Below are 14,815 nucleotides of genomic sequence, written 5' to 3' on the forward strand. Positions count from 1 at the left end.
TCATTCTCCTTAATATTTCTCTATATTAGCTTATGTTTTTCACCTCTCAGTGACACAAATTTATAAATTGATGTAGTAATTTAATACTATACTGTGTTAATATAAATTGTACGTGAAAAAAATTTTATCAACTTTGGAGGTGGACAAATTGTTTCATTCAAACATAGGAGAAATAGCGGCTTTAGCCACAGCTGTATGTTGGACTGTTTCACCAATAGCTTTTGAAACAGCTGGCAAAAAGGTAGGATCTCTATCTGTAAATTACATAAGATTAATATTGGCATTTATTTTTATTGGTATTTATACTTTAGTAACAAGAGGTATGTTTCTTCCTTTCGATGCTTCTTTACAGAACTGGACATGGCTTTTTGTTTCTGGACTTATAGGATTTGTTATTGGCGATCTTTTCTTATTTCAAGCTTATGTAGAAATAGGATCTAGATTATCAACTTTAATTATGGCTACAGTTCCACCAATCTCAGCTTTAGCAGGTTTTCTAATTTTAGGCGAAACCTTGTCTTTAAAGGATTTGCTTGGTATGTTTATAACTTTAGGCGGTATAGCTTTAGTTATTTTAGTTAAAGATTCAGGAGAGAAAAAAATCAAACTTTCTCATCCTATAAAAGGATTAATATACGCACTTATAGGCGCTTTTGGACAAGCATTTGGTTTGATTTTCAGCAAATTTGGAATGGGAAGCTATGACCCTTTTGCAGCTACTCAAATACGTATAATTGCTGCTATAATAGGTTTCGGCATAGTTATAACTTTCGCTAAAGGATGGAAGAACCTTTTTAAAGCCTGTAAGGATACTACTGCTATGAGGAATATAACAATAGGCTCGTTATTCGGTCCATTCTTAGGAGTTTCACTGTCCCTTTTATCAGTACAATATACTACAACAGGAATTTCTTCTACCATAACATCAATTTCAAGAATATTGATTATACCTGCTTCAATTGTGATTTTTAAAGAAAAAACTACTGTAAAAGAAGTAATCGGTGCTTTAATTACAATAGTTGGTGTAGGTATATTATTTTTATAGAAACGGGATATCTATTCCACTTAAGAAGATAAACTACTTCAATCCTTAGGCTCAAAATAAAGATTTCGATGATTCTACAAATCTTTAACAGCTGCAAAAAATAAAAGCACTATCAGAGCAATTAAATCTTAATCTCTGATAGTACTTTATAATTTCTTAGGAATATGTTTCGCTTAATTTGCTAATTTCTTCCTTAATTGCATATTTCAATTCAGGAGGATCCATAACTTTTGCTTTGCTACCAAAACTTAATATCCATCCTATAAGAGACTTATCATATACCATATGAACTACAGCAAAAAAAGTTGTATTTGTTTCCCTCAGTAAATCAATACTTTCTTTAAATTCACTTATTAGTTCATCCTTGAGGTCATTATCAAATTCAATTGTGATATCTGTTTTAGTTTGCTTCTTATAATCAGCGAATTTATTAGCAGTTTTGTTTGAACTAACCACCAAAGGCTTCAAAAAATACCCTTTCTTATTCTCTGAATAGTCACTTATGTCATAACCTAGTTCTTTTAAATTTTTTATGTACTCATATATAGTCCTTCTGTCAATCTTATCTCCAGTTCGTTCTTCCATCATCAGTAGTATTTTTTTCATAGATAGCATATTCTTATCATTACTGTATTTACTTAAAATGTCAAAAAAGGTATAAAATTTAATATAGTTACTTGCCATAACATCACCTTTTTCCATATACTTTATTTATATTATAAAATCCGTAGTGACAAATAACAATATATTTATTTTATATTATTAGGGTTATGTAACCAAGCCATTATTTTATCTCAAATGTACTAACATCAATTCTTTTCCATTCCGGTTTTATTTTTTCTATATCATCAGCTAGCTGATATACTGCAAGATCCTTTTGTTTTGCTTCAAGCATGACGTCCATATCCTTATTTACCTCTCTACACAATTCTATAAACCTTATAAAAGCCTGAGGATCGATGAAATCTGCATGCTTTCTATCCCTCTCACTTTCTTTTGGAGAAGAAAAATGAAATTTTGCAGGAAGACTCTGGTCTTTCCACGTATCAAAAATATCACTTATGTAATCTTTAAGTTCTTCACCATCATTATTGCACAAATGATGATGAGCATCTAATACCATTGGTGCATTTATATCCTTACAAAGTGAAAGTACTTCTCTTACATTAAAGGTTTTATCATCATTTTCGATCATAAGCCTTGACGTTATTTCCTTTGGAAACTTTCTAAAATTAACTTCAAACCGTTCTAACGCCTCTTCTTTTCCACCAGCACTACTTCCAACGTGAAGCACCATTTTTCCTTCTGGATAGTTCATATCTTCAAACAGATGTACATGTGGCCACAAGTTTCTCTCTGTTGCAACCACTACATCTTCTCTAAGAGAATTAATAACATTAAATTCATCAGGGTGTGTATCTACTCTCATTTGATTTTTTCTAACTAAATCTCCGATTCTTTTAAAATCTTTAGAAAACATCTCTCTATATTTCCACATAACCTCCGGATGAGTAGCAAGTGGTATTAATGCAGAAGTTATTCTATAAAAATGTAACTGGTTTTCAACATTATATTGCAGTATTTTATATAGATTATCTAAGTTTGAAAGTGTGGTTGCTTTTAGCTTATTCATCTTACTCTCTTCATTAGTAAGTTTACTATAGGTTGCATAAGTAACTGTACTTGATGAAGTTGTTTTAGGCAATTTTAAAGCAATAGCCACATAGCCTAGTCTTAAAATCACTTTATCATCTCCCTTAGTATTAATTATTATGTTTCTCTAAAAGTATTATTTCCTAAAGAATAAAAAAAGTATCTTAATCATATAATTAAAATACTTTTTAATACTTCTCTATTCTATTATTCTATAACATGTTTAAAGATATCTGAATAGCCTTAAGCTTTTTATTCACCTAGATATGCACTTCTTACCTTTTCATCTTTAAGAACTGCATCAGCATTTCCACTTAAAACTACATTTCCTGTTTCTAAAACATATGCTCTGTTTGCAATTGATAAAGCCATATGAGCGTTTTGCTCAACTAATAATATGGTAGTTCCGCCTTTATTTATTTCCTGTATTGTATCAAAAATGTTCTTTACTACTATAGGTGCAAGTCCCATGGATGGCTCATCTAAAAGTAAAAGCTTTGGTCTATTCATAAGAGCTCTACCTATAGCAAGCATTTGCTGCTCACCACCAGAAAGGGTACCAGCTAGCTGGTTTATTCTTTCTTTAAGTCTAGGGAATTTGTCATATATCATTTCATAATCTTTTTTGATTCCATCTTTGTCGTTACGAAGATAGGCACCAAGTTCAAGATTTTCCTTAACTGAAAGATTAGCAAAAATCTTTCTGCCCTCTGGTACATGACCTATTCCATAGCCTACTAATTTATGAGGTTGAACACTCTTTATAGTCTTATTATTGAACTGAATGTCACCAGTTTTGTAAGGAGTAAGTCCAGAAATAGCTCTAAGTGTAGATGTCTTTCCTGCTCCGTTAGCTCCAATTAGTGTAACTATTTCCCCTTCATTTACTTCTATATTTATATTCTTAAGGGCGTGTATTCCATCGTAGTAAACATTCAAATTGTTAACCTTAAGCATTCTATATAGCCTCCTCACTTGTATAAGCTTCACCTAAGTAAGCTTCTATAACTCTTGGATTATTTTTAATTTGTTCCGGTGTTCCTTCTGCAATTTTTTTACCATAATCTAATACAGCAATCTTTTCACAAATACCCATAACTAATTTCATATCATGTTCAATTAGAAGTACTGATACACCGAATTTATCTTTAATCCAGCTTATCATTCTCATTAAATCCTGTGTTTCTTGTGGATTCATTCCTGCTGCAGGCTCATCTAGAAGAAGTAATTCTGGACCAGCAGCTAAAGCTCTAGCTATCTCTAGTCTTCTTTGTTCTCCATAAGAAAGGTTGCTAGCTAAATCAAAAGCTTTATCTCTTAAGCCAAAAGCTTCTAAAAGTTCAAGACATTTTTCTTCAATCTCTTTTTCAATCTTAAAGAACTTAGGAGTCCTAAAAATTGCATGAAATAGATTATATTTAACACTATAACCAAAGGATATCTTAACATTATCTAAAACAGTAAGGCTTTTAAAAAGTCTTATATTCTGGAAGGTTCTTGCTATCTTCTTTTGAGTAATGCAATATGGCTTTAATCCATGTATCTTCTCACCTTTATAAGATATTGAGCCTTCAGTAGGAGAATAAACCCCTGTAAGCATGTTAAATACCGTAGTCTTTCCCGCTCCATTCGGTCCTATAAGTCCCACAACTTCTTTTTCATTTATCTCTAATGCAAACTCAGATACTGCTTTAAGTCCACCAAATTGAATAGTTAAGTTTTCAACTTTTAACATTACACCACTCCTCCTTCCTTACTTTCCTTTTTCAAAAACTTACTGAATATGCTAAAACTTACTTCTTTAGTTCCTAGTAATCCTTGTGGTCTAAATATCATAAGAACTATTAATGCAATTGAGTATATAATCATTCTGAAATCTTTTATAGGTCTTAACAGTTCTGGTAAGAAAGTTAATATACCACTTGCTATTATTGATCCAGATAAAGAACCCATACCACCAAAAACTACGAAAGTTAAAACTTCTATAGATTTCATAAAATCAAAATAACTTGGTATTAAGAACCTAGAGTAATGAGCATAAAGACCACCACCAACACCTGCTAAAAATGCTGCTATTACAAATGCGGTAACTTTGTATCTTGCAGTATTAACTCCCATTGCTTCTGCTGCAATCTCGTTCTCTCTTACTGCAATCATACTTCTTCCTTGAGCCGAATGTATTATATTAAAAACTATTATAACTACAGCAACCATTATGAAATATGCCCAAGTAAAAGTTGTCTTTAGAGGTATCCCTGTAAACCCTCTTGGTCCTCCAGTATAATCAATGTTAGTAAGAATAACTCTTATAATTTCACCTACACCTAAGGTAGTTATAGCAAAATAGTCACCTTTAAGCTTTAGAGTAGGTAATCCTACAATTAATGCTACAACTGCAGCTAATATTCCGCCTGCAATTAATGCAACTGGAAAGCTATACTGTAACTTTGCTGTAAGTATTGCTGCAGTATACGCTCCTATTGACATAAATCCCGCATGTCCTAAACATAATTGTCCAGTAAACCCAGTTATAAGATTTAAGGAAACTGCTAATATTATATTTATACATACTAAGGTAATAAGTCCACCATAAAATCTGTTTATAATTCTTTCTTGCAATAAATAATTAAGCAAAAAGAAAATTCCTACTATTAGAACTGCGTATATTAAGTAATTCACTATCTTCTTCATGCTGTCACCTACACTTTCTCTCTAGTTATCTTGCCTAAAAGACCTGAAGGCTTAATAAGTAGAACTATAATTAATATTGAAAAAGCTATTGCATCTGAAAGTCTTGTAGATATATATGCCTTAGTTAAAGTCTCTGCTACTCCCATAAACAACCCGCCAATAAGTGCTCCTGGGATAACCCCTATTCCACCAAGTACAGCCGCTACAAAGGCTTTGATTCCAGGCATCATTCCCATATAAGGATCTATTGTAGTCCATGCAAGTGCTACTAGAACACCAGCTGCACCTGCAAGTGCAGATCCTAAAGCAAAAGTAAATGATATGGTATTATTTACGTTTATACCCATTAGGGATGCTGCCTCTATGTCAAAAGAAGCTGCTCTCATAGCCTTACCAACTTTTGTTCTGTATACAATAAACTGGAGTAGTACAACTAGAAGTAATGAGACTCCTAGAGTTATAAGCTGTATGTTGGTTACTTGAAGAGAACCTATATTTATTTTTGCAGACTCGATTAGATTTGGGAAGCTCTTCGGAGAAGGCCCAACTATAAATCTCATTCCATTTTCTAGTAATAACGATACACCTATAGCTGTAATTAGAAGCGTTATTCTAGGTGATTTTCTAAGTGGTTTATATGCTATTTTCTCTATTACAATTCCTAAAACTGCTGATACAACCATAGCTATTATCATAGTTGGTAGGAATGATAAGTTTAGCTTAGTAGCCACAAAGAAACCTGTAAAAGCACCAATCATATATATATCTCCATGTGCAAAGTTTATAAGCTGGATTATACCGTATACCATTGTATATCCTAATGCTAGCAGAGCATATATGCTTCCAAGTGATAGTCCATTAATCAATTGCTGTAGTAACTCCATAGTAGTCCCCCTATATATTCTTAATTATCATTTAATTATTTAGGTTCAACCTTTGTCACAAGCGAATTCTTTTCTCCTTCAACTTTCAATATTACAGCACCTTTTATTGCTGTTCTTTCTGAGTTGAACTTTAATTTTCCTGTAACTCCAGTGTACTCAACCTTAGCTAGAGCATTCTTTACCTTATCTCCATCAACACTCTTTGCATCTTCTATAGCTTTAAATAATACTTTTGCCGAGTCATAACCTAAAGGTGCAAAAGTGTCTGGCTCCTTGTTGTATTCCTTTTTATATGCTGCAACAAAATCTTGAACTTCTTTAGCTGTATCACCTGGGAAGTAGTGGTTTATAAATAAAGCACCTTTAACTGCATCTCCACCTATTTTATATAAGTCTGCTGAATCCCATCCATCTACACCTAGTAATTGAGAAGTTATTCCTACAGCCTTTGCTTGTTTAGCTATAAGACCAACAACATTATAGTAATCAGGTAAAAGTAGTACATCTGGGTTTGTACCCTTTATTTTTGTTAACTGTGCATTAAAATCTTTATCATCATTGTTGTAAGTTGAAAACTCAACAACTTTTCCGCCTTTTGCTTCGAATTCTGCTTTGAATGCTTCTGCTATACCTTTTGAATAGTCAGAGCCAACATTATAAAGAACTGCTGCAGTTTTCTTACCAAGACCTTCAGCTGTATATCTAGCCATAACTTCTCCTTGATATGAATCTACAAAACAACCTCTAAAAACATACTCTCCTCCAACCTTTGTTATAGTAGGCTCTGTTGCAGTTGGTGTTATAAGTGGAATTTTAGATTGTGTTGCATTCGGCGCAACTGCTAGTGTTGCTCCTGAGGTAACTGCCCCGATTATTGCTGAAACTTTTTCATCGTCAACTAATTTATTAAAAGCATTAATAGATGCATTTTGATCAGCTTGGTCATCTTCAAAAATTATTTGAACTTTCTTTCCATTAATACCGCCTTTTTCGTTTATTTCCTTCTCAGCTAATTGAATGCCTTCCTTAACTGATTGTCCATATGTTGCAACTTTTCCTGTAAGCGGTGCAATAGATCCAATCTTTATAACCTCTGAATCTTCTGATTCCTTTTTGCTGCTGCAACCTACAAATAAACTGGCAACCACAGCCACCGCAAGTGTAGCTACAATTATCTTCTTTTTCATAATTAAGCCCCCCCTGATGTTATACAGTCCTTTTTATTTATATTAACAACTAATCAATAAAAAATCAATAATTTTTTTCATCTTTTTTTATTAATTAGCCATAATTTCGCATTTTAAATTAGATAATAATTATATATATTAGCTATTTTTTATTAATTTATCATTTTAGCCTTGCAAGAAAACGTTTTTCTATATATATCAATTTGAAAACACTCAAAATATTAATAATATGTTAATATAGCTATAAAATATTATATTATTTCATTTATTTCGTAATAAATCTGAGTTGAGGTTTTGTTTATGTAAAATCATTGAAGCAACTTTATCCCGTGATTTTTTTGCGCATCTGACTTTCCGAATGACTATGAGGAAACTTGAGGCAAGTAAGTTTCATTTTTACTGTATCGCCATAAAAAGCTTCTGAAAGCATTAAAGTATCTAGGTTTAATCAGCATAAAAATTTTATAATTTCCTTTACAGTTAAAAAGAGTATTTCAAATTAATGAAATACTCTTTCTATAATTACCTTTGTAGTTTTATACTCAAGATAACTTTTTATTACTTAGGATCAACCTTTGTCACAAGTGAATTCTTTTCTCCTTCAACTTTTAGAATTGCAGCACCTTTTACCGCAGTTCTTTCTGAGTTGAACTTTAATTTACCTGTAACTCCAGTATACTCTACCTTGGCTAAAGCATCCTTTATCTTATCTCCATCTGTACTCTTTGCATCTTCTATAGCCTTGAACAATAGTTTTGCTCCATCATAACCTAAAGCAGCAAGTGCATCAGGTTCTTTATTGTAATCTTTCTTATATGCCGCAACAAAATCTTGAACTTCTTTAGCTGAATCACCTGGGAAGTAATGATTTATGAATAAAGCACCCTTAACTGCATCTCCACCTATCTTATATAAGTCTGATGAATCCCATCCGTCTACACCTAGTAATTGAGAAGTTATTCCTACAGCCTTAGCTTGCTTAGCTATAAGACCAACTACGTTATAGTAGTCAGGTAAAAGTAAAACATCTGCATTTGAGCTTTTTATCTTTGTTAACTGTGCGTTAAAATCTTTATCATCATTGTTGTAAGTTGAGAACTCAACAACTTTTCCACCCTTTGCTTCAAATTCTGCTTTGAAAGCTTCTGCTATACCTTTTGAGTAGTCTGACCCAACATTATAAAGAACTGCTGCTGTCTTCTTACTAAGACCTTCAGTTGCATATCTAGCCATAACTTGACCTTGGTATGAATCAACATAACAACTTCTGAAAACATACTCTCCACCAACTTTTGTTATAGTAGGTTCTGTTGCAGTTGGTGTTATAAGTGGGATTTTAGATTGTGTTGCATTTGGTGCAACTGCTAACGTAGCACCTGATGTAACAGCTCCTATTATTGCTGAAACTTTTTCATCATCAACTAGTTTATTGAAAGCATTAATCGCTGCATTTTGGTCAGCTTGGTCATCCTCAAAAACGACTTGGACTTTCTTACCGTTGATACCACCTTTATCATTAACTTCTTTCTCAGCTAATTGAACCCCTTCCTTAACTGATTGTCCATATGTTGCAACCTTACCTGTAAGTGGTGCTATAGAACCAATCTTTATTACATCTCCGCTCGCTCCGTCTGCCCCATCCTTTTTGCTGCTACAACCTACAAACAAGCTAGCAACCATAGCTACCGCTAGTGTAGCTACAAGTATCTTCTTTTTCATAATTGAGTCCCCCTTTTTATACATTGCTTTTTTATACGTGTCTTTTTATTTATATTAACAATTAATTAATGAAAAATCAATAACATTTTTCATATTTTTTTAATAAATATTTATAATTAACGTTTATAAATTAGATAATGCACACATTATTAGCCATCTTATTGATAATTTAATAAATAACCCTTTCTAGTAAACGTTTTTTTATATACTTCAATTTTAAAATGATAAAAATATTAATAATATGTTAATAAATAAAAAAACAATTCAATCACACACTCAATATATGATCAAATTGTTAAAAATTTAGCTATATATCTGAAAATTCGATTTTTATTTTTTGAATTAATTCTTCTTCTAAAATATCGTATTGTGTCTTTCTAGCTAACTCATCCGCTTTCATATGTTTATTGTATGGTATTTTTAGTACAAATTTACTGCCAGACATATCTACACAATTATGAGCCTCAATACTCCATCCATGTAGCTCTACTATATTTCTTACGATGAACAATCCAAGTCCAACACCTTCATGACTCTTTGCCAACTTATTTTTATTAAAGGAAAACTTATCAAATATGTGTTGAATATCCTCACCATCCAATGTTGCTCCCATGTTATAAATCACAATTTCTAAGTTTTCAGACATATCTTCACCAATAGAAATATATATTTTATTTTTATCTTCTGAAAACTTAACTGAATTCGATAATATTTTTAATAGTATATTTTGAAGCCTTTCTAAATCTAAATATATAAATTTAGAACTTAAACTAGTAAAAAAATTAATTTCAATATTCTTGTTCTTAACATTTTCATTTACATAATTACTTACAATAAAAACTGTATCCTCGATAATCTCCACAATATCATATAACCTATAACTTAGTCTAAACCCATTTGAATCTATTATGGTTGAATCGATTATATTATTAATCAGTTTTAATAATCTATAACTACTCTGCTGCATTACAGAGGAATTATAATTTATTTTTGACAAATTATTTTCTATGGTATTTGAATCCTTCATATAAAGGTTTAACACTTGCAAAGAACACATCAATATATTAAGTGGAGTTCTTAGTTCATGTGCTAGAATTGGCATAAGCTTTGATATATAATCTTCATATCTATTTTGATTTATTTCATTTTGTCTTATCACATCCATATCTATATAGGATGTATTTCTACTAGAAATATTTCTAATAATACTACAAACTACTTTCTTATCATTAATTATAATTCCCACTGAACTTACTTCAACAATAAATTCTCTACCATCCTTATCCTTATGAACTGTATTATATAAAATACCACCTCTAGCAGCTAACTGTATATGTTTATTTATTATTCCCTTTGCTTTTGAGGCTGATAGATCAAAAATTGTTTTATTTACAATCTCTCTTTTCGTATATCCATAAAGTTTTAATGCCGCTTTATTTGCATCCAAAACTTCTCCATCATTACCTATAAAGAGTATCATATCTTTCGATTTATCAAACAACATAGAAAGCATTCTATATTTTGAATCATAAAATATTTCTTCCTGTATGTTTTCAAATACAGAAACAACATCTCCATTTTTCAGCTTAAAGAAATAGTTACCATTAAAAAGTTTATATTTATTGTCTTTATATAGTTTAAATGATGCGTTCTCATTATTTCCAGTAGTATATACTCTCTTAATTACTCTTAAGAACCTACTATTAACTAAGTTTGGAAAAACTTCAGTTATATTTTTATTAAGGTAGTCAGAATATTTAATATCTATCAATTCCTCAGCTACTTCATTCATAAACACTATTGAGAAATCTTTGCCTTCATTATAGCTTCTATATACAGCAATCCCCTTTTTTAACTTATTAATTATCTCCCACTTACTTGCTTCATCATCAATTGATTTCATTATATTATTATCAACATAATTGCTCTTTTCAATTATCTCTTTATGAAGTATCTCTTTATTAGCATCATTGTTTGGCACATTAAAGCTAGGTTGAATATATGTAATATTATATTCCTCATAATCAAATGTAATATTAGAATTTTTTATCTTTACATTATGTTCGCAATCACCATCAATTAATTTAGCGTTATAATTATTACTCTCTTGGTTTTCCTCATTTGAATTACTATATGAAACAAAGTAATTGTCTACGAATTCTGTAAAGTTTCTATCTATAATTTTATCGAAAGAGCTTATAGAAAACATCTTTAATGCAAATCTGTTGGCAAAGACGATCTTATTATTTCTGTGGATAATAACCGCTTCTAATAACCCATCTAGTAAATCAACATAGAATTTATTATTTCTCATAAAATAGCTTAACGAATCGTGGAGCATTTCTAAATTATTCTTACTATCACAGTTGCTTAACAACTGCTGGTTGTTCCTTACCATATCTTAATCATCTCCTCTATAAGCAACTAAATTATTAATTATATTATTCTATAATCAGTATTATTTCCCTTCATTTTACCTACCAATTTATTACATCTTTTTACGACATCTTTCGTCATATAACCCTATTTCAGATTATTTTTTCACTGTTTGAAAGCAAATGAATTTAGTGTAAAAACTTGGACGGAGCTTTAACAACACCTAAAATAAATATTTATTTAAAAAATAATATTAGATAGATTAATTAGCTATAGAGTGACAATACTACTAGTAAGCACTTCCAATTCACACTTTTTATTTTCGCAACCCTTATAAAAATGTTATCTTTGTTCAGACTGTTTATTTTGGAAGTGATAATTAAATTGAAGAGGTGAACTATATGAAGATAAAAAGCTTTATACCACCAGAAGTAACAATAACAGTTATTATAGGTCTTATCGTTTTATTAATTAGTGACTTTCTCTTGAAATTATATTTTAGTTAATAATAATTTCAATTTAATCATTCTAAATCTTACGGAGATGTATAGCCTCATTTTAAAATTACTATTTTCAAATTCTCCTCTAAAAATCTATATCAATTTTATAAATAACTTTTATAATAAAGCGGTACATCTTTATTACTTTTATCAAAACACTATATAACTTAGATATATTTATGGCAATTTTTGTTATTAATAAGAACAAATTGGATTGTATTTCATATAACATTAAGTGTAAGATATATTCTTTTGGAGGAAACAATGTACACCGAGCAATATGAAATAAATGAAGAGTTAAGAAATGATGAATCTCAAATGAATTCTAATGTTCAAGGAACTACACCAAATTATACCTATCAAGGTACAATGCAAGGTACCTCACCAAATAATTATACCTATCAAGGTTCAATGCAAGGTACAGTACCAGGAACTGATTATACTAATTGGAGTAACAACTTATGCAACTTACCTTTTTTACCTAATCCATACTATCAAGGAAGTGTTCAACTAACTGGAATGATTGGTCAGGCTCAGCCTAACACTATGTCTCCTATGACTTCCATGGGACAGATGATGCCTGGTTCTATGTCTCCTATGACTCCTATGGGCCAAATGGCTCCTGGTTCTATGTATCCTATGACTCCTATGGGACAAATGACTCCTGGTTCTATGTCTCCTATGACTTCTATGGGACAAATGGCTCCTGGTTCTATGTCTCCTATGACTCCTATGGGACAGATGCCTCCTGGTTCTATGTCTCCTATGACTCCTATGGGACAAATGACTCCTGGTTCTATGTCTCCTATGCCTTCTATGGGCCAAACTAATATAGGAGCTCAAACTAATCAAAGCACTTCCCAAGATGAAATGACTGATACATCAGGTGCTTCACAACAAGTAATTGCTAGACCATATAATATGTACGGATACGGTCATGGTTACCATCATCCAAATTACGGATACAATTATGGATACAAATACCCATACTATAATCCATATTACTATAATCCTGGTTTTAATCCATTACCTTGGTTTTTATTAGGCTCAATACTTTAAAAGAATATAAAAAAATCGCTGAAGCCACCTGCTTCAGTGATTTTTTTCGCATCGGTACCACTCAATTTACCTAATTACTTACGTATATAAGAATGTGCAACCTTATTATGAAATCTATTAAAATTCCATTTAATAAAAAAAGTCGCTGAAGCGGTCTTCTTCAGCTAGCTTTTTTCACTCTTCTGCCTTTCCGAATATATGAGGAAAACTTGGCAGACTAATAAGTTTTATTTTTTACTGTATAGATATAAAAAACTTCTAAAGTCATTGAAACATCTAGGTTTAGTTAACTTAAAAATTTTATAATTTCCTTTACAGTAAAAACTTTATAAATAAACTTGAATGTTTTTGTATATTGAATGCATAAACTTATAAATGTAGTTTATATTATTATATCCAAAGTTTGTATTAGACAAATTTGGAATATTCAAAAATTATGTTATAATATCAATAAGCCACTGTAAGTATAAAAGGAGAATTTTGCTATGTGTAAAAAGATTTTTTATATGGTTTTAGCATTTGTTATTACATTAAGCTCAGGTATTAACGTACTAGCTTCAGATAATACAGAGCAAACCATAGCAGAGAGCAAAAAAAGTTTTCAGCAATTAGATGATAAGATTAAAGAACTCAATGCTGAAATGGCAAATGTTAACTCAGAAATGGACAAGCTTAATAAAAAACTTAATGACGATAACCAAAATATAGCCAAAACAGAAAAAGAAATAAAATTAACTGAAAATAAATTGGAGCAGTATAAGAAAGAAATAGAGGAGAATAAAAGCACTTTAGGGAATAGACTGAGAGGTATGTATAAAAGTGGCTTGGACAACAACTATCTTTCAATTCTTTTAAGTTCTACCGACTTAGGTGATTTCTTTTCAAAATTATCTGCTGTAGAAAAGATCATCTCATTAGATAAGCAATTAATAAATCAGCTTAACTTGGAGAAAGAAACCGTAAATCAATCAATCGAAGATTTAAATAAGAAAAATGATCAGCTTAAGGAATTAAAAAAAGAAACTGAAACAAGTTTAAAAACATTAAATGAAAAAAAACAGCAACAACAACAACTGGCAAAACAATTTTCATTGCAAAAAGAGGCTTTGGCTGCAGTAATTGAAGCCAATGAGACAAAATTAATATCCCACTCTATGACTACAATAGATTCTGACAGTTCATCTGAAACAGATGTAAGAAATGCTATCAGTACATTAAGCGGCTTGATACCTCAAATAAGTACTTCTTCTGTTAAGTCTAAAGCGCAAAAATATTTAGGTATTGCTAAGGATAAGTTGTCAGCGATTATAGCAAGCAAGTCTACTTCTGACACAGTTATATCAAGAGGCTCAAATGATCAATATAAAGCTACATTTAGTATGAGTTCCACTGCATATACTGGAGGTTATGTTACTGCAATAGGATTAAAGCCACTTCGTTCACCTTCAGGCATAAGCACAGTAGCTGTTGATCCTTCAGTAATACCACTTGGTTCAAAATTATTTATTCCAGGATACGGTACTGCTATTGCTGCTGATACTGGTGGGGCAATTCGAGGAAATATAGTAGATTTATATTTTAATTCTGAGGCTGAATGCAATTCTTGGGGAAGAAGAAGTATCACTGTTAATATAGTAGCTTATCCTAATGAGTGGTAAGATATCTGCTAAAGATGAACCAATTCAATCCTTAAACTAAAAT

Annotated in this window: 12 protein-coding genes; 3 read left to right on the plus strand and 9 right to left on the minus strand. The window is 31.2% G+C overall.

The genetic code is table 11. The features are described 5' to 3' along the window. Positions 1–139: 139 nt before the first annotated feature. Positions 140–1,045: a DMT family transporter gene (locus bsdtw1_RS14800; protein WP_244638225.1), complete on the plus strand. Its 906-nt coding sequence runs from the start codon at positions 140–142 to the stop codon at positions 1,043–1,045. Positions 1,046–1,201: 156 nt separating this feature from the next. On the opposite strand, the gene bsdtw1_RS14805 is transcribed toward bsdtw1_RS14800, so the two are convergent. From bsdtw1_RS14805 to bsdtw1_RS14845, 9 genes are all read right to left on the minus strand, one after another. Continuing rightward, entirely contained in the window at positions 1,202–1,729 is a 528-nt protein-coding gene (locus bsdtw1_RS14805; RefSeq protein WP_183278327.1) for a WCX domain-containing protein, read from the minus strand. A gap of 100 nt (positions 1,730–1,829) precedes the next feature. Beyond that, on the minus strand, positions 1,830–2,789 hold the full coding sequence (uvsE, locus tag bsdtw1_RS14810) for a UV DNA damage repair endonuclease UvsE (protein WP_183278328.1): 960 nt from the start codon (positions 2,787–2,789) through the stop codon (positions 1,830–1,832). Positions 2,790–2,950: 161 nt separating this feature from the next. Then, the gene (locus tag bsdtw1_RS14815; protein ID WP_183278329.1) at positions 2,951–3,655 is read right to left on the minus strand and encodes an ABC transporter ATP-binding protein; all 705 of its coding nucleotides are present in this window, start codon (positions 3,653–3,655) and stop codon (positions 2,951–2,953) included. Position 3,656: 1 nt separating this feature from the next. After that, entirely contained in the window at positions 3,657–4,433 is a 777-nt protein-coding gene (locus bsdtw1_RS14820; RefSeq protein WP_183278330.1) for an ABC transporter ATP-binding protein, read from the minus strand. Next, positions 4,433–5,389: a branched-chain amino acid ABC transporter permease gene (locus bsdtw1_RS14825; protein ID WP_183278331.1), complete on the minus strand. Its 957-nt coding sequence runs from the start codon at positions 5,387–5,389 to the stop codon at positions 4,433–4,435. The genes bsdtw1_RS14820 and bsdtw1_RS14825 overlap by 1 nt, the downstream gene beginning before the upstream one ends. An 8-nt stretch (positions 5,390–5,397) precedes the next feature. Then, the gene (locus bsdtw1_RS14830; RefSeq protein WP_183278332.1) at positions 5,398–6,273 is read right to left on the minus strand and encodes a branched-chain amino acid ABC transporter permease; all 876 of its coding nucleotides are present in this window, start codon (positions 6,271–6,273) and stop codon (positions 5,398–5,400) included. 35 nt (positions 6,274–6,308) lie between these two features. Further along, positions 6,309–7,460, minus strand: coding sequence for an ABC transporter substrate-binding protein (locus bsdtw1_RS14835; RefSeq protein WP_183278333.1), 1,152 nt, complete (start codon positions 7,458–7,460; stop codon positions 6,309–6,311). Between the two features lie 558 nt (positions 7,461–8,018). After that, on the minus strand, positions 8,019–9,179 hold the full coding sequence (locus tag bsdtw1_RS14840) for an ABC transporter substrate-binding protein (RefSeq protein ID WP_183278334.1): 1,161 nt from the start codon (positions 9,177–9,179) through the stop codon (positions 8,019–8,021). 307 nt (positions 9,180–9,486) lie between these two features. Continuing rightward, the gene (locus bsdtw1_RS14845) at positions 9,487–11,577 is read right to left on the minus strand and encodes a sensor histidine kinase (RefSeq protein WP_183278335.1); all 2,091 of its coding nucleotides are present in this window, start codon (positions 11,575–11,577) and stop codon (positions 9,487–9,489) included. Positions 11,578–12,319: 742 nt separating this feature from the next. On the opposite strand from bsdtw1_RS14845, the gene bsdtw1_RS14850 reads away from it, so the two are divergent. Continuing rightward, positions 12,320–13,114 (plus strand): polyadenylate binding domain-containing protein, encoded by a 795-nt coding sequence (locus tag bsdtw1_RS14850; protein ID WP_183278336.1) that lies wholly within the window; start codon positions 12,320–12,322, stop codon positions 13,112–13,114. A 485-nt stretch (positions 13,115–13,599) separates the two neighbouring features. Beyond that, complete coding sequence (locus bsdtw1_RS14855) at positions 13,600–14,772, plus strand: 3D domain-containing protein (protein ID WP_183278337.1); 1,173 nt, start codon at positions 13,600–13,602, stop codon at positions 14,770–14,772. The last annotated feature ends 43 nt before the right edge of the window (positions 14,773–14,815 follow it).

It is taken from the genome of Clostridium fungisolvens (genome assembly GCF_014193895.1).
In the GTDB taxonomy this organism is placed as follows: Bacteria; Bacillota; Clostridia; order Clostridiales; family Clostridiaceae; genus Clostridium_AR; species Clostridium_AR fungisolvens.

Excerpts from the sequence above, each read along its gene's own strand:
- bsdtw1_RS14830 (WP_183278332.1), bottom strand. The coding sequence starts at position 6,273 with ATGGAGTTACTACAGCAATTGATTAATGGACTATCACTTGGAAGCATA.
- bsdtw1_RS14805 (WP_183278327.1), bottom strand. The coding sequence starts at position 1,729 with ATGGCAAGTAACTATATTAAATTTTATACCTTTTTTGACATTTTAAGT.
- bsdtw1_RS14820 (WP_183278330.1), bottom strand. The coding sequence starts at position 4,433 with ATGTTAAAAGTTGAAAACTTAACTATTCAATTTGGTGGACTTAAAGCA.
- bsdtw1_RS14845 (WP_183278335.1), bottom strand. The coding sequence starts at position 11,577 with ATGGTAAGGAACAACCAGCAGTTGTTAAGCAACTGTGATAGTAAGAAT.
- bsdtw1_RS14835 (WP_183278333.1), bottom strand. The coding sequence starts at position 7,460 with ATGAAAAAGAAGATAATTGTAGCTACACTTGCGGTGGCTGTGGTTGCC.
- bsdtw1_RS14855 (WP_183278337.1), top strand. The coding sequence starts at position 13,600 with ATGTGTAAAAAGATTTTTTATATGGTTTTAGCATTTGTTATTACATTA.
- bsdtw1_RS14815 (WP_183278329.1), bottom strand. The coding sequence starts at position 3,655 with ATGCTTAAGGTTAACAATTTGAATGTTTACTACGATGGAATACACGCC.
- bsdtw1_RS14850 (WP_183278336.1), top strand. The coding sequence starts at position 12,320 with ATGTACACCGAGCAATATGAAATAAATGAAGAGTTAAGAAATGATGAA.
- bsdtw1_RS14825 (WP_183278331.1), bottom strand. The coding sequence starts at position 5,389 with ATGAAGAAGATAGTGAATTACTTAATATACGCAGTTCTAATAGTAGGA.
- bsdtw1_RS14840 (WP_183278334.1), bottom strand. The coding sequence starts at position 9,179 with ATGAAAAAGAAGATACTTGTAGCTACACTAGCGGTAGCTATGGTTGCT.